18 protein-coding genes and 1 tRNA gene are annotated in these 18,558 nt (G+C 68.1%); 9 read left to right on the forward strand and 10 right to left on the reverse strand.

The window, feature by feature from the left end; translation table 11 throughout:
* Positions 1–65: 65 nt before the first annotated feature.
* Positions 66–632, reverse strand: coding sequence for a peptide deformylase (gene def, locus AC4FS1_RS03675; RefSeq protein ID WP_491152742.1), 567 nt, complete (start codon positions 630–632; stop codon positions 66–68).
* A gap of 42 nt (positions 633–674) precedes the next feature.
* Here def and AC4FS1_RS03680 point away from each other — a divergent pair, with 42 nt between their 5' ends.
* The 5 genes from AC4FS1_RS03680 to AC4FS1_RS03700 all read left to right on the forward strand — a co-directional run bounded on the left by AC4FS1_RS03680 (position 675) and on the right by AC4FS1_RS03700 (position 3,728).
* Positions 675–1,661, forward strand: coding sequence for a DMT family transporter (locus AC4FS1_RS03680; protein ID WP_491152744.1), 987 nt, complete (start codon positions 675–677; stop codon positions 1,659–1,661).
* Positions 1,662–1,731: 70 nt separating this feature from the next.
* Positions 1,732–1,805: transfer RNA gene (locus AC4FS1_RS03685), tRNA-Ile, on the forward strand.
* A 70-nt stretch (positions 1,806–1,875) separates the two neighbouring features.
* Positions 1,876–2,040, forward strand: a complete 165-nt coding sequence (locus AC4FS1_RS03690; protein WP_491152745.1) for a hypothetical protein — start codon at positions 1,876–1,878, stop codon at positions 2,038–2,040.
* A 235-nt stretch (positions 2,041–2,275) separates the two neighbouring features.
* Entirely contained in the window at positions 2,276–3,025 is a 750-nt protein-coding gene (locus AC4FS1_RS03695) for an SDR family NAD(P)-dependent oxidoreductase (protein WP_491152747.1), read from the forward strand.
* Between the two features lie 145 nt (positions 3,026–3,170).
* Entirely contained in the window at positions 3,171–3,728 is a 558-nt protein-coding gene (locus tag AC4FS1_RS03700) for a TetR/AcrR family transcriptional regulator (protein ID WP_491152748.1), read from the forward strand.
* 165 nt (positions 3,729–3,893) lie between these two features.
* Here the strand turns inward: AC4FS1_RS03700 and AC4FS1_RS03705 are convergent, their stop codons facing one another.
* The gene (locus tag AC4FS1_RS03705) at positions 3,894–4,787 is read right to left on the reverse strand and encodes an alpha/beta fold hydrolase (protein ID WP_491152750.1); all 894 of its coding nucleotides are present in this window, start codon (positions 4,785–4,787) and stop codon (positions 3,894–3,896) included.
* A gap of 81 nt (positions 4,788–4,868) precedes the next feature.
* On the opposite strand from AC4FS1_RS03705, the gene AC4FS1_RS03710 reads away from it, so the two are divergent.
* On the forward strand, positions 4,869–5,342 hold the full coding sequence (locus tag AC4FS1_RS03710) for a MarR family transcriptional regulator (RefSeq protein WP_491152752.1): 474 nt from the start codon (positions 4,869–4,871) through the stop codon (positions 5,340–5,342).
* Between the two features lie 122 nt (positions 5,343–5,464).
* On the opposite strand, the gene AC4FS1_RS03715 is transcribed toward AC4FS1_RS03710, so the two are convergent.
* Entirely contained in the window at positions 5,465–6,331 is an 867-nt protein-coding gene (locus AC4FS1_RS03715; RefSeq protein ID WP_491152754.1) for a CAP domain-containing protein, read from the reverse strand.
* 132 nt (positions 6,332–6,463) lie between these two features.
* Entirely contained in the window at positions 6,464–8,479 is a 2,016-nt protein-coding gene (locus AC4FS1_RS03720) for a DUF262 domain-containing protein (RefSeq protein ID WP_491152756.1), read from the reverse strand.
* 213 nt (positions 8,480–8,692) lie between these two features.
* On the opposite strand from AC4FS1_RS03720, the gene AC4FS1_RS03725 reads away from it, so the two are divergent.
* From AC4FS1_RS03725 to AC4FS1_RS03735, 3 genes are all read left to right on the forward strand, one after another.
* A complete protein-coding gene (locus tag AC4FS1_RS03725; protein WP_491152758.1) occupies positions 8,693–9,466 on the forward strand; it encodes a hypothetical protein in 774 nt (257 codons plus the stop codon).
* Between the two features lie 126 nt (positions 9,467–9,592).
* Positions 9,593–10,102 carry a DUF1269 domain-containing protein gene (locus tag AC4FS1_RS03730; RefSeq protein WP_491152760.1) on the forward strand — a complete coding sequence of 170 codons (510 nt, stop codon included), beginning with the start codon at positions 9,593–9,595 and terminating at the stop codon, positions 10,100–10,102.
* A gap of 224 nt (positions 10,103–10,326) precedes the next feature.
* A complete protein-coding gene (locus AC4FS1_RS03735; protein WP_491152762.1) occupies positions 10,327–10,830 on the forward strand; it encodes a DUF3145 domain-containing protein in 504 nt (167 codons plus the stop codon).
* A gap of 134 nt (positions 10,831–10,964) precedes the next feature.
* On the opposite strand, the gene AC4FS1_RS03740 is transcribed toward AC4FS1_RS03735, so the two are convergent.
* The 6 genes from AC4FS1_RS03740 to aceE form a co-directional block, all read right to left on the reverse strand.
* Entirely contained in the window at positions 10,965–12,203 is a 1,239-nt protein-coding gene (locus tag AC4FS1_RS03740) for a beta-ketoacyl-[acyl-carrier-protein] synthase family protein (RefSeq protein WP_491152764.1), read from the reverse strand.
* A gap of 52 nt (positions 12,204–12,255) precedes the next feature.
* Entirely contained in the window at positions 12,256–12,504 is a 249-nt protein-coding gene (locus tag AC4FS1_RS03745) for an acyl carrier protein (protein ID WP_124293295.1), read from the reverse strand.
* A gap of 74 nt (positions 12,505–12,578) precedes the next feature.
* Complete coding sequence (locus AC4FS1_RS03750; protein WP_491152766.1) at positions 12,579–13,580, reverse strand: beta-ketoacyl-ACP synthase III; 1,002 nt, start codon at positions 13,578–13,580, stop codon at positions 12,579–12,581.
* A complete protein-coding gene (locus AC4FS1_RS03755; protein WP_491152768.1) occupies positions 13,577–14,497 on the reverse strand; it encodes an ACP S-malonyltransferase in 921 nt (306 codons plus the stop codon). The genes AC4FS1_RS03750 and AC4FS1_RS03755 overlap by 4 nt, the downstream gene beginning before the upstream one ends.
* An 82-nt stretch (positions 14,498–14,579) precedes the next feature.
* Positions 14,580–15,800 (reverse strand): PucR family transcriptional regulator, encoded by a 1,221-nt coding sequence (locus AC4FS1_RS03760; RefSeq protein ID WP_491152770.1) that lies wholly within the window; start codon positions 15,798–15,800, stop codon positions 14,580–14,582.
* A gap of 6 nt (positions 15,801–15,806) precedes the next feature.
* Positions 15,807–18,533, reverse strand: a complete 2,727-nt coding sequence (gene aceE / locus AC4FS1_RS03765; RefSeq protein ID WP_491152772.1) for a pyruvate dehydrogenase (acetyl-transferring), homodimeric type — start codon at positions 18,531–18,533, stop codon at positions 15,807–15,809.
* Positions 18,534–18,558 lie beyond the last annotated feature (25 nt).

Here is an 18,558-nt window from a genome sequence, read left to right on the forward strand (position 1 = left end):
CAATCCGATGCGGACCTCCGGATGAATGGGGTGGCGCCGCACCACGGGATGGGTCTAAGGGACAATCACGCGTCGATGTCGTCCACGCCGGGCAGCCAGCTCTGGCCAGGTTGACCCCATCCCCGCTTGCGGGCGATCTTCTGCGTGGTCTTCCAGTCGCTGTCCTCGAGCCGGTCGATGTACAGGATGCCGTCGAGGTGGTCGAACTCGTGCTGCATGATGCGAGCGCGCCATCCGGAGACCTGGAGGCGTACCGGGTGACCGTCCAGGTCGGTGCCGTTCACCAGAACCTCCTCCGAACGGCGGAGGGGGTACCGTTCGCCGGGGAACGAGAGGCATCCCTCGGACTCCTCGACCGGGTCGGGGGATCCGGGCTCCAGCGGGCGCATCCACAGCTCCGGATTGACGATGACGCCGCGCCACGGCGCACCCTCATCGTCTGAATAGTTATAGACGTACAGGCGCAGAGGCACGCCGACCTGGGGGGCAGCGAGACCGACCCCGGGCGCGGTGTCCATCGTCTCGAACATGTCGGCGACGAGTTGACGGACCTCGTCCGTGATGACCTCGACCGGGGAGGCGGGAGAGTGCAGGACGGGGTCGCCCATGATGCGAATCGGGAGAACAGCCACGCCTTGAGCCTACCGACGGCTTCGGACGGTTAGTGTCGAGGGGTGATTGGCGTGGACGCATCGCTGGGCGATGTCACCGACGAGCTCGTCGGGATCTTCCGCGACCCTCGGATCCTCCTCGGAATCCCTCTGGCACTGCTGGGCGCGGTGTTCATGTCGTTCGGTGCGCAGTACCAGTCCCGCGGGGTCGCGAAGGTCGAGCGACTGTCGGGCAAGGCCGGCACCTCGGGCCTGAATGGCGGGCAGCTGGTGGCCCTGTTCCGGCGGCCGTCGTGGGTCGTAGGAACGGTCATGCTGGCGTTCGCGATCGTCTCCCAGCTCGGAGCGCTCTCGGTCGCGCCGCTGATCCTCGTTCAGCCGCTGGGCGCCGTCGCCCTCGTCGTGACGACTCTCCTGAACGCACGACTGTCCGGTCACAAGCCCACACGACAGTCCCTCATCGCGATCGCGGCGTGCATCGGCGGCATCCTCATCTTCGTGGTGATCGCCGCGTTCTTCGCCACCGAGCACGCGGTGACACCCCGCGAGCTGTGGATCATCCTTGCCGTGCTCGCGGTCGTCATCGTGATCTTCGCCGTGCTGTGGGGATGGCTGCGCAAGCGCATGCGCGCCCTGTTCTACATCACCGCAGCCGGCGTCATCTACGGTTTCGTCGCGACCCTCGCGAAGGTCGTGATCAGCCGCATCCAGAGCGGCGACTTCGAGTGGCTGACACTCCTGTGCGTCGTGGCTCTGCTGGCGGCCGTCGCCGTGGGTGCGTACTTCGTGCAGACGGCATACTCCGTCGGCCCTCCCGATCTCGTCATCGCCGGACTCACGGTGATCGACCCCTTGGTTGCCGTCCTCATCGGCCTGCTCGTCCTCGGAGAGGCCTCAACCGCGCCTCTCTGGGCGTTGGCCGGGTTCGCCGTGGCCGGCGCCGTGGCGGTGTGGGGGGTCATCCAGCTCACTCGGTTCCATCCGCAGGTGGTCAGCGCCTCGCACGAATTGCCGATTCCGCGAGGCGGCAACGAACCGCCGCAGCACTGACAGCACCGAGGCCGCGAAAGACCAGGACTCCCGTGCTGTTCCTCCCAGCCCGGTAGGCTCGGAGCAGCAGGGGGCGGTGGCCAAGCTGGTCAAGGCAGCGGGCTCATAACCCGACGATCGTGGGTTCAAGTCCCACCCGCCCTACAGTGTCGCAGTCCGGCCTCCGTGGAATCACGCGGAAGCTGAGGTACACCAGCGTTCATCCGCATACCCGATGCTCGACGGCCCGGCCGCACTCGACCGCGTACCGGCGGACAACGCCGGGCGCGCCGCATCCGCCGCCGACCGCACCCTCTCCGACGTGTACGACCGCAGGGGCCTCCTCCGCCGCGTCCTGCCCGCGCTCCGGCACGCTGGGGTGCCTCCCGCCGGAACCTAACTCAGGCTCGATGCGTCAACGCGCCTCCACGGCGGCGGAATTCCGCCCCGGAACACGCGCCCCACCCGACCTGAGCCTGAGTTCGTGCGCTTGGACGAGGGACCATGGCGCTCCCGGGTGCAGGCGCCGACGACTGCCCATACAGCCGGACGCCGCTCGCGCGCCGCATTCTGTACTACGCGATATAGAATTGCCCACGGACGGATCCACCGTCTTTGTGTCGAAGGAGAAGACCGTGGGAAAACTCACTGGACAGACCGCATTGGTGACGGGCGGAACTGCGGGCATCGGACTCGCCACCGCGAAGCGATTCGTCGCCGAGGGCGCGAGCGTCATCATCACGGGGCGGCGCCCCGCCGAGCTGGAGCAAGTCGTGCGCGACCTCGGCCCCGCGGCGACGGGCGTCCAGACAGACGTCGCTGACCTCGAGCAGGTTGCTCGGCTGTTCACCGCGCTCGCTCGTGACGGGCGGGAGATCGACGTGTTGTACGCGGGCGCCGGCGGGGGCGCGTTCGCAGCCCTGGGCGGCATAACCGCGGAACACTATTCGGATACGTTCGACAGCAATGTCCGCGGCACTCTCTTCACGGTGCAGGAGGCGCTTCCACTCCTCAAGGACGGCGCCCGCGTCATTCTCCTGGGATCCTCGGCAACGTTCGGGGGCACGCCGGCATTCGGCGTCTACGCGGCGTCCAAGGCGGCGGTTCGCTCGTTCGGCCGAACATGGGCGGCGGAACTGAAGGATCGCAAGATCAGAGTGAACACCCTCATCCCGGGCCCGACAAATACCCCGGGCCTTCGCGGTTTGGCTTCCAGTGAAGAGGAGGCGCCCGCGCTCCTGGAGTTCATCGCCGGTTCGGTGCCGATGGGCCGTCTCGCCGAGCCGGAGGAGATCGCGAATGCGGCGCTCTTCCTTGCGACGGATGAAAGCAGCTTCATGACGGGCGGAGAGCTCATCGTGGACGGAGGCGAGGTTCACATCTAACCCATGCACGGTGCCCGGCCTCCCGGTGGGGAGGCTGGGCACGCTGTGGGCCTCGGTGATCGTTCCTGCGTTTTATCCTGGACAGTATGAAAAACTCGGGCGAGGCGATCACATGGTGATGCGGGGGAGACCCCGGGAGTTCGACATGGATGACGCACTCGATCGAGCGATAGACGTCTTTTGGCGGCACGGCTACGAGGGAACGACACTGGACGATCTCACCAACGCCATGGGCATCACTCGGCCCAGCCTTTACGCGGCGTTCGGCAATAAGGAGAGCACCTTCAAGCGGGCGGTCTCGCGCTACGCAGAGGTCGACATGGCGTACGCGCGTGAGGCGCTTGCAGAGCCGACGGCGAGGGCCGTCGCCGAGCACTACCTTCGAAGCAACGTGGCCGCCATCACCACGCCGGGGCGGCCTGCCGGATGCCTGTCGATCCAGGGTGGACTGTCGGGGCGAGCGGAGGACGAGGCCATCGTCGCGTTTCTGAGCGACAGTCGTCGCGCCGGCGAAACGCGAATGGCCGAACGATTCCAACGAGCCATCGCCGAAGGTGATCTCTCCGAGGCCGAAGACCCCGCCGAACTGGCGAAGTATCTGTCGACGGCATCAGCAGGGTTGGCGGTCCAGGCGGCCGGCGGCGCTTCTCGGGCGCAGCTCGCAGCGGTCGCAGAGCGCATGCTCCTCGCCTTTCCTGGCTGACCCCCTTCGCCTGCGCCCCCAACCGGGTCCGCTGTCTGGGCCGTCTTGACGACGGCCGCGATTCCGCGTCTTGTGCGGAATGCGCCGCCTCGATGAGGTTCCGACGTCACTCGGTCCTGGCGCCTGCGCTGAGCCTGGCGTGTGATGCGCGACGCCCTACCCGCCCTACCGACTGTTCTCAACGCAGTGCGTGAATGCCAGGATGGCCTCGGCCAGTGCTTCGGGCGCCTCCTGCGCCACGAGGTGACCGACACCCTCGATGTGCACCTCTGTGACCTCGCCCGCGGTCACCTGCCGGAAGGTGGCCGCGGTGAACGGGGCGTTCACGCCGTCCACTGCCAGGACCGGCACCGCGATGGGGTGGGCCTCGGCCAGAGCCTTGGTCTCGCCCTTGTCGATGAAGAGCTGCTGATAGAGACCCTCTGCCCCGCGCCATGCGTTCGGGCGCACGTACGAGCGGAGGAACTCATTCAGGTCCCCTTCGGTGACGGCGCCTTCCGTGCCGTTCATCAGGGGGTAGGCCCAATCCGCGAGGAGCTGTCGCTCGTGCCCCGGCACCAGCATGCTGGCGATCCCCGGCGTGCCGAGGAACCCGACGTGCCACGAGCCGAAATTGTTCACGTCAGCGAGGGCTTCGAGCCCGAAACCGATGAGAGTCGTCTCGACGGCGATGAGGCTCAAGACGTCCTGGGGGTGGGTGGCGGCGAAACGAAAGACCGTGCCGCCGCTGATGTCCTGGCCGAGGACGTGCACCGGACCGGCGGCCAGGTGACCGACCAGGTGGTGCAGGTCCTCCGCCGACACGGTTTCTCCGTACCCGGTGTCGTCGGCGCTCGAGTCGCCGAAGCCGCGAAGGTCGACCGCGTAGACGCGGTGGGAACGCGCGAGGAGGGGGAGGAGTTTGCGGAACGCCCACCAGGTCTCCGGCCAGCCGTGAACGAGGAGGATGGGTGTGCCGCTCTCGCCGGCGGCGACGTAATGCAGGGATGTGCCGTTGATCTCCGCGACGTGGTGGGTGACGCCGGGGATGGTCGCCCCGGCAGGGGTGATGATGGTCATGGTGCTCCTTAAATCGACAACGGGGTTGTCTCTACATTAGACAACCGGGTTGTCCGCATCAATATTCCGTACGCTGGGGGCATGTCCAGGTCCGGTGCCGAACTCGCCCTGCTCCTGCTCGGCGGCTTTCGCACCCTCGCCGACCGGGCCACCACGGAGCTGGCGAAACGGGGCTACGAAGACGTCCGACCGACCCACGACTTCGCGCTGCGCGCGATCCTTGCCGGTGCCGATAGCGCGTCGGATCTCGGCCGCGCGACCTCTGTGACGAAGCAGGCCGCAGCCAAGACGATCGCGGCGCTGGAGGAGCGCGGCTACGTCACGCGCGACGTGGATCCGGACGATCGGCGGCGGATTCGGGTGCGCGTCACCGATCACGGTCTGGCGATGCTTCACGAGGGAGAACTGATCTTCGACGAGCTTCGAGAGCAATGGGAGGAGCAGGTGGGCGCCGCATCGCTGGCGACCGTCGTCGATATCCTCCGGACGCTTGTCGGAGATCGAGCGCTCCGCATCGACTCGCGGGATTGGGACGTCCGCGACCTCGACGCCTGACGTCGGCGCCAACCGCGCACGTGCGTGGCGCGCGGACGCGGTTCACTCGGGGGAGTGGTCGGCAGGGAAAACCCCGCGCACGGAGGGGATCCGCCCGCGGGGCTCTGGTGTGGCGAAGGTGCTTACGGCAGGTAGTCGGCGATGTTCAGCTCGAACGGGATGCCTGCCGCAGCAAGCTGATCGCGGATCTGCTGCTGCAGCGCTTCGCGGTCGACCCAGGGGTAGCCGGACTCCCGCAGGTGTGACCAGACGAGCTCGCGGATCTCGGCCGCCGTCGGCACGTCCACCTCGGGCACCATGGGCGTTTCGGGGACAGGCGCAGGTGCGGGTGCAGGCGCAGGGGCAGGCACAGGCGCGGGCGCAGGCGCGGGCGCAGGTGCGGGAGCAGGCGCGGGGGCGGGCTCCGGTGCAGGCGCGGGCGCAGGTGCGGGAGCAGGCGCGGGGGCAGGCTCCGGTGCAGGCGCAGGCGCGGGCGCCGGACGTGTCCCGGCCGGGTAGGTTGCGAAGTCCTGCGTGAAGTAGGTGCGTCCGTCCGCGCCCACCGCGTACCCGATGCCGATGTGGGTCGTGGAGGGGTCGAGGATGTTCGCCTGGTGACCCGGCGAAGCCATCCATGCGGCCACGACCTCTTCGACGGACTGACCGGATGCGACGTTCTCCGCCGCCCGTGTCCAGCCGGCGGGATACGCCGAGTAGGCGTCGCAGTGCGCCATGACGCCGTTGGCCGCCTGCGTCTCGGAGCAGGACTGCGCAATGGCGTTCAGATCCGCGTCTTCGGTCAGCGCGGGGAGGCCGGCAGCGGCCCGGGCAGCGTTCGTCTGCGGCAGGATGGTCGCCCGCGCGGAGGCGACGTCGGCGGGAGCGACAGCGGAAATGCTGACGGTCGGTGCCTGCGTCGCGACAGGGGCCGCAGCGGATGCAGCGGTGCCGGCGAAGGCGGGAAGCGCCACGGCTAACGCCGCTGCCACCGCCAGTTTGTTGTACTTCATCGGTTCATCCTCACTCTGTTGACCCCAGGAATCCCCCCATGCGCGGGCCACTCTACGTTGCCCGCCCCTGCGCCCCACAGGGGTTGCGCCCGGGCCGATGTGTGAGCCCGACAGTGTGGAATCGGTTCCTGATCAGGGCATAGCGTTGCCGACGTAGGAATACTTCACGAACACTTCCGATGCGATCCCGGCCTCGTCCAGCAGCCCCTGTACGGCCGCGAGCATGTAGCGCGAGTCCCAGCCCATGTAGAGGAAGTGGCTGTCATCCAGCGCGTCCCACTGCCCGTTCCACGATTGCGCGTCATAGACGGGGCCGCCGCGACGGGCGCTGAAGGCGATCACGGAATCGCGGGAGTCAGCCCAGAGCCGCTTGAAGATGCGGTTGAAGAGGTACTTGACGTCGTAGACCTCCCAGTGCTCGCCGCGGTACTCCACGTAATCCCACTCGCGCTGCCAGCCGCGGGGCCAGCCGCGGCGGCGCTTGGCGTCGAGGATGGGCGTGAGATCGTCGTCGTCGATGGCAACCACCGGCGGCTTCGCCCAGATCTCCAGGAAGCGCTCGCTGAGGGCCGCCGACCGGGCCGAGATCGCCGCGGTATTCCACGTGTCCACCTGGGCGAGCTCCCGGGCCAGCCCCACCGCGCTGCGCGGGTACACCGCATCCCGCTTCTCGGGGAAGGAACGGCCGGCGGCCCGTTCCGCCAGACCTTCCTCGAGCAGAGTCAGGTTGCCGAGCGTCTTCGCCAGCGCGCGGTGGCTGTTCTGCTCGTCCTCGGAGTACTCCGACCAGGGGCGCACGCCGTCACCCGTCCAGGCATCGCCGGGAACGGGCGGGAAGATGTACTCCACCTCCAGGTCAGCGGGGTTGTCAACGCCGGCAAGCCGACTGAGAACGTACGCGGGATGCGGCAGGTCGGCGTACTTCAGCCCGACGCGCACGCGTTCATCCGACGGAGTGATGCGGGAGATCGCGGCCTCCAGAGCCTCACTGCTGACTGCGCGCGCTCGACAGAGCCGTGCAACGAGCCGGTCGTTGCTGAGGCCCGAGACTCGGCGCCGCAGCAGCAGAGATTGGACGTAGAGGATCGTCTTCAGCAGCTCGGTCTTCGACAGCGACCCTGCGGCGAAATCGCCGTACGCCTGCATGACCAGGGGGTACATGCCCCGCCCGAAGACGTTGAGGTAGCCGAGTTCGCGGGTGATCTCGCCGTCCGCTGCGTGGGCGGGCTCCAGCAGAACCCGGTAGATCTCCGAGTAGGCCTTCCATTCGGCGGCAGCGGAAACGAGCTGTGCGCGGTCAAGGCGCGGAAACTCCGTCCGGAAGGCGTCGTAGACACCCCGTTCACCGACGGTCGTGACCTCCCGCCCCGTGCGCATCACGAGGTAATGGCGCCAGAATGCCGCAATAGAGTCACCGGTGTTCTGCTCGATGGGGAGCCAGTACTCGTCCTCGATCTCCGTCTGTTCGGCGTGGGTGAGGCCCATGAGCACGTAGTTGTGAATGAGCTCGTGGTCGCGCAGCGGTTCGCCGGTGGAGTTGAGGCTCTCGAAGATCTGCTGTGCGTTGGCGCCCGCGCCGAGGTTGATGGCGACGTGCTCGAGCTTCTGAAGGCCTCGCCAGATTCGCGGCGCCTCGTCCAGGCTCACCTGACTGCGGAAGAAGGAGTAGTTGTCGTCGAATCGGGAGTCGCGCACGGCGTCGTCGCCGTACCTGTCGAGAACGACCGCCTCGAACATCTCGGCCCACGCGCGGTGCGGGCGGAGCTTCGTCCGTGAGCGGTCGGCAGCCCGGACGAGCACGCGTTCGAGGTCGCCCGCGAGAGCCGGGTCGGTGGCCCGCACGGTGTGGTGCAGAGCGGCGATGAGGAGCATCAGAGTCGTGATGCGCTGCTGCCCGTCGATGAGCACGAGCTCGGGAGATCCGTTCCCCCGGTCGGTGTTGGCGGCGGAAAGGATCGATCCGAGAAAGTGCATGGTGCGGTCATCCGCGTCTGCCACCGCGCGGATGTCGGCGAGGAGTTGCTCGCAGCCGCCGATGTCCCACCGGTACTGCCGCTGATACACCGGGACGACGATGTTCGTGTCGGGGGAGGAGAGCCAGCCCACCGTGTTGACCGCGTTCGCATCGACGTTCGTGGCGCTGACCATGTGCCGTTTCGACCTCCACTCGTGAGAAAGGGCCGCGTGCGATCCGGGATCGGCACGAAGGCCCCGTCGAGTCTAACCGCGGAGACCTGGGCAGACGGGGCGGGCGACGCTCTCCGCCTCGCCTCCCGAGAGGGCTCAGGTGCCCCAGGTAGGCTTGCCTTACCAGGGCCTGGAAAAACGTACTGGCCCCCTACGGAAGGCATGACTCACCTCATGGGTTACATCAAGTCCGCCGCTCTCGAAGAGACCGGCTACGTCGTCCTCGACCGCTACAACCAGGAACTCGACCCCCAGGAGTGGCTCGACCTGGAGTACGTCGACTGGAAGTCCTCCGGCGACACCCGCTTCGCACCCCTGGCCTCCAAGGACGGCGAAATCGAATGCGGCGGCTTTTGGAGCGGCAAGACCCCGCGGACCGACAAAGACGGCATCTGGATCCCCTCTCAGGTCGAGAAGGCGCCGAACCTCGTCCGTCGCGCACAGGAGCCGGGCGCAAACGTCGGCCGCTGCCGCATCATCGAGCTGCAGCCGAACACCTACGCCGACTGCCTGTACAACCTGCACCAGGATGACAACAACCGGCTGAACCCCGACGGCACCGGCTGGGTCGTGCGCGGATTCTTCAACCTCACCGACGACAAGGACAGCTTCTTCGTCCTGCGGGACAACCGGACCGACCCGAGCGTCGAGTACCGGATCGCCCTGCCGGCCGGGGCGCAGCTCATCGTCGACACCCAGCGTCTGTGGCATGCCGCGACCCACCCGGGCAACGATCCCCGCTACTGCCTCATCACGTCGTGGACGTCCGGACCCGAGCTGGACGCGTACATCGAGAAGTACAACGGCCGCACGCATGTGCCGAACTACGAGGTCTCGCAGGAGTACCTCGACGCCGGTCAGGCCGAGCAGACCCGCCGACTCGCGGCTCGCGCCGCGGCCCTGGCTGCCCGTGGCCAGGCGGAGCAGACCGTCATGAGCGAGGCCTGAGCCTCGCTGAACAGGTGAGAGGGGCGTTCCGGTCGAACCGGGGCGCCCCTCTCTCGCTGCCAGGACGTTCTGCTCTGGCACTGCCGGCGAACGCGGCGGAAGGTGGGTCCACGGAAAGGACGACCCATGATTGGCCGCAGCTACTCGCTGCTCGTCGCCTCGTTCGAAGACGAAGCCTCGGCGCAGGGTGATTTCGCACAGATGAAGTCGGCCGACGACCTCAACGTCGTCGCCGCCGTGGTGCTCACGAGCGACCGGGAGGGTCGCGTCGAAGTGACCGAGCACGGCGGTCGACTGACCGTGTACGGCACGGCGCCCACGGCTGTGGCCGGCCTGGTGGTGGGCCTGTTCGAGCCACCGCTCCAGCTCGCGGCGGGCGGCGTTCCGGTTGAGGCTGACGGGGGTGCGATCGACCAACGCCACGCCGAGAAGCGGGTGGGGATGGATGCTGCGGAGTGGCTGCCGGCGGGATCATCCGCGATCGTCGCCGTCGTCGATGACGTCTACTTCGACCGCGCCGACACCGGACTGGGGGGCGCCGGGAGGACCGTGAGCACGGCCATCGAAGAGGAGGCCTATGAGCGGGTTGTGGACGCCGTCCACGGCGGAGACGAGAAGATCGCGGTGAACCGCTGAGGCCGCCCGCCACCCCCAACCGAGAAACCACGATCCGGCCGAAACACAACGCGCGGCGGCGTTTCTCGTCCGGATCGTCGTTTCTCGCTCGAGCCCCAGCAGCCGGACGGCGAGGCGTCCTTGTGGTTCCGGCGCGAGACAGCGATAATGGCGTCAGCACAACCGAATAACGCCGGGTATCCGGTCAGGTCGTAGGGGAAGACGTACCTGACGAAGGAGAAACCATGGCGAGCACGTTTTCGCGTGGAGTGATTCTGATTCACTCCGCGCCACGCGCGTTGTGCCCGCACCTCGAGTGGGCGGTGGGTCGGAGCCTCGGCCGCGCCGTGAACTTCGAGTGGGCGGATCAGCCCGTACTCGCCGGCGCACGCCGCGCGGAGTATTACTGGGAGGGTCCGGTGGGCACGGGCGCCGCTCTGGCGACAGCGATCCGCGGGTGGGAGCATCTGCGGTTCGAGGTCACCGAAGATCCGACACCGCGCAGCGATGGCGGGCGCTGGATGCACACGCCCGGGCTGGGCATCCATTACGCCCAGACCGACTCAGCGGGAAACGTCGTGATCGGCGAGGATCGCCTCCGCTACGCGATGGAGGTCGCCGCCGGAGACGCGCTGGAACTTCGTTCCGAGCTCGAGGTTGCGCTCGGTGCGGCGTGGGACGAGGAACTCGAGCCGTTCCGCCACGCGAGCGACGACGCATCCGTCGTCTGGCTGCACAAGGTCGGCTGACCCTCAGACCTCGGGCGGCGTGACGCGGGGGTACCGGAAGCCGGTGAGTGCCCTGGCAGCCGAGACATCGTGTCCCCGCCCGACATCAGGAAGACCCCCGTGCCGCGAGGCACGGGGGTCTTCTGAATGAACCGTCAGGCGTTGGCGAAGGCCACAACCGCGTTGTGCCCGCCGAAGCCGAAGGAGTTGCTGATCGCGAGCTGGTCTCCGGAGCCCAGCTCCACCGGGTCGCCGGAGAAGGCGAAGGGCACCTCGGGGTCGCGCTCCGTGAGGTTGATCGTCGGCGGCGCGATCCGGTCGCGCAGGGCGAGGATGGTGAAGATCCCTTCCAGTGCGCCAGTGCCCCCGAGCAGGTGGCCCGTGGAAGCCTTCGTGGCAGACAGGGGGATCTCCTCGACACGCGGCCCGAATACGGATCGCAGCGCCTGGTACTCGTTGGGGTCGCCGACCGGGGTGGAGGTTGCGTGAGCGTTGATGTGCGTCACGTCATCAGGCGAAGCATCCGCCATCTCGAGAGCCTGTCGCACGGCCAGCGCCGCGCCTCGGCCTTCGGGGTCATTGGCGGTGATGTGGTAGGAGTCGGCGGTGACGCCGCCTCCGACGACGACACCGTAGATCTTCGCGCCGCGTGCTCGGGCGTGCTCCTCGGTCTCGAGGATGAGAACCGCTGCGCCTTCCGCCATCACGAAGCCGTCACGGTCGATGCTGCCCGGACGCGACGCGGTTTCGGGGGAGTCGTTTCGCCGGGACAGCGCCTGCATCGAGGAGAACGCCGCGAGGGTGATGGGATGGATGGCAGACTCCGTGCCGCCTGCGATGACGACATCGGCGTAACCGGCACGAAGGTGCTCGAGGGCGTTGACGATCGACTCCGTGCTGGAAGCGCAGGCGCTGGCGACCGTGCGGGCGTAAGCCCGGGCGCCGAAGTGCAGAGAGAGGTTTCCCGCTGCGGCGTTGGGCATGAGCATGGGGACCGTCATCGGCATGACACGGCGAGGACCCTTCTCGCGCAGCGTGTCCCATGCATCCAGGAGCGTCCACACGCCGCCGATCCCGGTGGCGAAGTCCACGCCGAGGCGTTCGGGCTCGACCTCAGGGCTGCCGGCATCCGCCCACGCCTCCATGGCGGCCACCATCGCGAACTGGGACGCAGGGTCCAGGCGCTTGGCGATCGGGCGCTCCAGCACGGTGTCGGGACGCACCTTCGCCTCGGCGGCGAACGTGACCGGGAGCTGGTACTGCTCGACCCAGTCATGCTCGAGGCTGCGGGCGCCGGATTCTCCGGCCAGCAGCGCCGACCAGCTTTCCGGTGCGGTGCCACCGAGGGGGCTGGATGCCCCGATACCTGTGACGACGATTCGAGAGGTGCTCATAAATGGGGTTCCTCAGGGGAAACCGGTGGGGGCGAACCCCCACCGGAAACGATTACGCCTGGTTCGACGTGATGTAGGTGACAGCGTCACCGACGGTCTTGAGGTTCTTGACCTCATCGTCGGGGATGGTGACGCCGAACTTCTCCTCGGCGTTGACGACGATCGTCATCATCGAGATCGAGTCGATGTCGAGGTCATCGGTGAAGGACTTCTCGAGGGCGACCTCGTCGGCCGAGATCCCGGTCTCGTCGGTGATGAGCTCTGCGAGTCCGGCGAGGACCTCGTCGTTGGTGAATGCCATGGTTACTCCTGTTCGTTCGTGGGGTTCGCCAGCCCCGGAGGGCCTCGTCCAGTCTAGGGTCCGGCTCCGTGCGGCTATGGGAGGACGACGACCTGCGCGCCGAAGACGAGCCCCGCGCCGAAGCCGATCTGCAGTGCGAGGCCACCGCTGAGCTCCGGGTGCTCCTCGAGCAGGCGGTGCGTGGCCAGGGGGATGGATGCCGCAGAGGTGTTGCCGGTCGTCTCGATGTCGCGCCCGATCACCACGCTCTCGGGGAGGCCGAGCTGCTTGGCGAATTCGTCGATGATGCGCATGTTCGCCTGGTGCGGGACGAACGCCGCCAGATCGGACGCCTGCACTCCCGCGGCCTCGAGCGCTCGACGGGCGACCTTCACCATCTCCCACACCGCCCAGCGGAACACTGTGGGCCCCTCTTGACGCAGCGTCGGCCACGGTGCCACGCCATCGCGGAACTCGATGAGCGTGTGATTCATGGTGACGGCGTCCGCCTTGGAACCGTCGGAGCCCCACACCGTCGGCCCGATGCCGGGCGTGTCGCTGGGGCCGATCACGACCGCGCCGGCACCGTCACCGAGCAGGAAGGAGATGCTGCGGTCGGTGGGATCGACGATGTCGCTGAGCTTTTCCACCCCGACTACCACGGCATACCGGGCGCTGCCGCCGCGGATCAGCGCGTCGGCCTGTGCCACGCCGTAGGCGAAGCCCGCGCACGCGGCGTTCATGTCATAGGCGGCAGCGGGATTCGCCCCGACGCGGTCGGCGACGATGGCCGCCACGGACGGAGTCTGCCGGGGGTTGCTGATCGTGGCGATGATCACCGTGTCGATCTCCGAGGCGGGGATCCCGGAACGGGCGATCGCCTCGGCTGCGGCGTCGGTGGACAGTTCGATCGCCGTGGTCTCGGGGTTCGCGCGGACGCGGGTGATGATTCCCGTCCGCTGACGGATCCACTCGTCGCTCGAGTCGATCGGCCCGACGAGGTCGTCGTTGGGCACCACGCGCTCACCGCGCGCTGCGCCGTAGGAGTAGATCCGCGTATGGGCCGGGCCCTGAGGTTGGACGAGGACGGCGCTCACGCGGCATCTCCTTTCAGCAGCGCGACGGCTGCGGCGATGTCATCGGGTGTCTTCACCGCGACGGTGGGCGTGCCGCGAAGGCCGCGCTTGACCAGGCCGGTGAGCGTACCGGCGGGCGCGAGCTCGACGATCCCGGTGACCCCGTGTGTGCCGAAGGACTCCATGCACAGGTCCCAGCGGACCGGTGAGGCGACCTGTGCGACGAGGAGGTCGAGTGCGGTGCGGCCGTCGGTGACGACGGAGCCGTCGGAGTTGGTCCACAGCGTAACGGCCGGGTCGGCCGGGGAGAGGCGGGCGGCAGCCGAGCGAAGCGTCTCGACGGCGGGTTCCATATAGCGCGTGTGGAACGCCCCCGCCACCTGAAGCGGGATGACGCGGCTGCCGGGCAGCGGCACGTCGGCGAGTTCGGCCAACGCGGGCAGACTTCCGGCGGCGACGATCTGTCCACCGCCGTTGTGATTGGCCGGGGTGAGGTCGAGGTTCTGCAAGCGTGCGAGGACGTCGCCGGCATCGCCGCCGATGACCGCGCTCATCCCTGTGCGCTCCAGCGCCGCAGCGTCGGCCATAGCGCGTCCGCGGAGGGCAACCAGCCGCATCCCGTCGTCGTCGGAGAGCACTCCCGCCGCAACGAGCGCTGCGATCTCACCGACGGAGTGCCCGGCGACTCCATCGATCGCGGCGTCGGCTTGCGCCGTGAGCTCCGCCCACGACAGCAGGCTCGCCGCGACGATGAGGGGCTGGGCGACTTTCGTATCGCGGATACGGTCCGCATCCCATTCGGTCCCCGCCGCGACGAGATCGAGACCCGCGTCGTGCGAGTACCGTTCGAGACGCTCGCGTGCCCCGTCGAGCTCGAGCCAGGGTGCAAGGAAGCCCGGGGTCTGGGAACCCTGACCGGGGAAGACGGCGATGATCACTTGTCCATCCTGCCAAGGATCGGGCGTGTGATTTCGGAGATCGTCGCACAAGAATGCGCCATACCTTTGTATCCACCTTCCATCACAGCGGGTTCCGGCGCAGCGTGGGCGCGCGACGGCGGGTGGTGTCGGTGCCGATGGCCCCCAGGATGAGGGCGGTCTGCAGGATCAGCGCCTCGCGGGGCCCGGTGGCGTCCCAGCCGATCACCTCCGACACGCGCTTGAGGCGATAGCGGACGGTGTTGGGGTGCACGAACAGCTCGCGGGCGGTCGCCTCGAGCGAGCGGCCGTTGTCGAGGTAGCTCCACAGGGTCGAGACCAGGTCGGTGCTGTGCGTCTGGAGCGGACGGTAGATGCGTTCCACGAGCGTCTGCTTGGCCAGAGGGTCGCCGGCCAGGGCGCGCTCGGGGAGGAGATCGTCCGCGTCCACCGGGCGCGGAGCGCCGCGCCACGCCCGCGCGACCGCGAAGCCGGCGAGGGCCGCGCGGGCGCTCTGGCCGGCATCGACCAGCGCGGGAACGGTCGGCCCGAGGACGAGGTGGCCGGAGCCGAAGCCGGGTTCCAGGCGCCGGGCGATCTCGGCGAAGGGGAGCTCGGGCGCCGCATCCTCGGTCCGTGCCGCCTGCGCGCGGCCGACGACCAGGACGAGGCGGATTCCCTGCACACCGATGAGCACATCGACGCCGAGCTTGCGGGCTGTGCGGCGGAGCTGGTCGACGTCGAGCTGAGGGGGAGTGGTCCCCACGAGGACGGCGACCTCACCGTGCCCGTGCCAGCCGAGTGCGGCGATACGGCTGGGGAGCTCCTCATCCGCCTCGCCGGTGAGGATCGAGTCGACGACGAGCGCCTCCAGCCTGGCATCCCACAGCCCGCGCGCCTCGGCCGCGCGCGCGTAGACGTCAGCGGCCGCGAAGGCCACCTCGCGGGAGTACAGCAGGATGGCGTCGCGGACGTTGCCGCTGCGGCCTTTGACGCGTTCCTCAGTGACTTCGACGGTCGCCCGGATCAACTGCAGCGTCTGCTGCAGGCTGACGCTGCGCAGCAGCTCGCGGGGCGCGGCGGCGAAGATGTCGGCGGCGATCCACGGAGTGGAGGTCGGGTCTTCGTACCAGGAGATGAACGACGTGATGCCCGCCTGCGCCACCAGCCCCACCGCTGAGCGGCGGGCCGGCGGCATCTCGGCGTACCACGGCAGCGATTCCTCGAGCCGCTGGATGGTGGCGGTCGCGAGGTCACCGGAGATACGGCGCAGCCACGCCAGCGTCTCCGCCTTGTCAGCCGGCGTGGCGCTGCGCCCGGTCATCCCGATTCAGCTTTCGCCGCCGGCGTTCCCGCTCGTGCCCGCGGTCACGTCGTGCAGGCGGTACTTCTCGATCGCCTGTGCGGAGAGACCCGGGTCGACCGCGCCTTCGGCAGCGAGCGCCTGGAGCGTGCGCACCACGATCGACGGCCCATCGATATTGAAGAAGCGGCGAGCAGCCGGACGCGTGTCCGAGAAGCCGAAGCCGTCAGCGCCGAGAGTGTGGAAATTGTGCTGCACCCACGGACGGATCTGTTCCTGCACCGCGTGCTCGAAGTCGCTCACGGCAACCACCGGGCCCGGAGCGCCCGCGAGCTTCTCGGTGATGTAGGCCGTCTTGGGTGCGTCCTCCGGGTGCAGGAAATTGTGTGCGTCCGCGGCCAGGCCGTCGCGACGCAGCTCCCCCCACGAGGTCACGGACCAGACGTCGGCGCCAACCCCCCAGTCGTCCTTCAGCAGCTTCTGGGCTTCGAGGGCCCACGGGACACCGACGCCGGAGGCGAGGAGTTGCGCACGCGCGCCGTCGCCCTGACCCTCGGAGATGCGGTGGATGCCGCGAACGATGCCGTCGACGTCCACGCCCTCGGGCTCGGCCGGCTGGACCAGCGGCTCGTTGTAGACCGTGAGGTAGTACATGACGTTCGGGTCGGGGTGGTTGCCGCCGTACATCCGCTCGATGCCCGAGCGGACGATGTGCGCGATCTCGTACCCGTACGCGGGGTCGTAGCTGAGGACGGCGGGGTTCGTCGACGCGAGGAGCGGAGAGTGACCGTCGGCGTGCTGCAGCCCTTCACCGGTCAGCGTGGTCCGGCCGGCGGTCGCGCCGACGAGGAATCCGCGGGCCATCTGGTCGCCGGCCGCCCACAGCGCGTCACCGGTGCGCTGGAAGCCGAACATCGAGTAGAAGACGTACACCGGGATGAGCGGCTCACCATGCGTGGCATAGGACGTGCCCGTCGCGGTGAAGGCGGCCAGGGCGCCGGCCTCGTTGATGCCGACGTGAATGATCTGCCCCTGCGGGCTCTCCTTGTATGCCAGGAGGAGCTCCCGGTCGACCGAGGTGTAGTGCTGGCCGTTGGGGTTGTAGATCTTCGCGGTCGGGAAATAGGCGTCCATCCCGAAGGTGCGTGCTTCGTCGGGGATGATCGGCACGATCCGGTGTCCGAAGTCCTTGGCGCGCAGCAGGTCTTTCAGAAGTCGCACGAACGCCATGGTCGTGGCGACCTCCTGCGTGCCGGACCCCTTCTTCGGCAGCGCATACGCGTCGTCGCCGGGGAGGGTCAGCCCGACGTGGTGCGAGCGACGCTCCGGGAGGAAGCCGCCGAGTGACCGGCGCCGCTCCAGGAGATACTGGATCGTCTCGTCCTGCGCGCCGGGGTTGTAGTACGGCGGGAGGTAGGGGTTCTCCTCGAGCTTCGCGTCGCTGATCGGAATGTGCATCGCGTCGCGGAAGAGCTTGAGGTCATCCAGAGTCATCTTCTTCATCTGGTGGGTCGCGTTGCGGCCCTCGAAGTGCGGTCCGAGACCGTAGCCCTTGATGGTCTTGGCGATGATGACCGTCGGCTGCCCCTTGTGCTCGACAGCCGCCTTGAACGCCGCGTACACCTTGCGGTAGTCGTGCCCGCCGCGCTTGAGGTTCCAGACCTGCTCGTCGCTGTAGTCCTTCACGAGAGCGGCGGCACGCTCGTCGCGGCCGAAGAAGTTCTCGCGGACGTAGGCACCGCTCTCGGCCTTGTAGGTCTGGTAATCGCCGTCAGGGGTGACGTTCATGAGGTTGAGGAGCGCGCCGTCGGTGTCGCGCTTCAGCAGGTCGTCCCACTCCCGACCCCATACGACCTTGATGACGTTCCACCCCGCGCCGCGGAAGAAGCTCTCCAGCTCCTGGATGATCTTGCCGTTGCCGCGGACGGGACCGTCGAGGCGCTGCAGGTTGGCGTTGATCACGAACGTGAGGTTGTCGAGGCCCTCGTTCGCGGCGACCTGGAGCTGCCCGCGGCTCTCGACCTCGTCCATCTCGCCGTCACCGAGGAACGCCCAGACGTGCGAGTCTCCGGCGTCCTTGATACCGCGGTTGGTGAGGTACTTGTTGGTCATCGCCTGGTAGATGGCGTTGATCGGGCCGAGCCCCATCGAGACCGTCGGGAACTGCCAGAAGTCCGACATGAGGCGCGGATGCGGGTAGGACGGGATGCCGTTGGGGGCTGCCGACTTCTCCTGACGGAAGCCGTCGAGCTGCGCCTCGGTGAGCCGGCCTTCGAGGAAGGCCCGCGCATAGGTGCCGGGGGAGGCGTGTCCCTGGATGAAGATCTGGTCGCCGCCGGATGGGTGGTCCGGGCCGCGGAAGAAGTGGTTGAAGCCCACCTCGTACAGGGCAGCGGAGGAGGCATACGTCGAGATGTGCCCGCCCACGCCGATCCCGGGCCGCTGGGCGCGGTGCACCGTGATTGCCGCGTTCCACCGGATCCAGGCGCGGTAGCGTCGCTCGATCTCCTCGTCGCCGGGGAAGTCGGGCTCGTTCTCGGGCGCGATGGTGTTGATGTAGTCGGTGGTCGGCACCATCGGCACGCCGAGGTGGAGATCCTTCGAAGCCTTGAGCAGGCTCAGCATGATCTCGCGACCACGGCCGTGGCCCTTGGCCTTCACCAGCTCCTGGAGCGACTCCTGCCACTCTGCGGTCTCATCCGGATCGCTGTCGAGCGCGTCCTGCGAGTACGGATCCTGATCGTGAACAGTCACGGCAGACCTTTCTACGGCTGGCAGA

The sequence above is a fragment of the Microbacterium sp. Z12_35 genome (assembly GCF_058310475.1).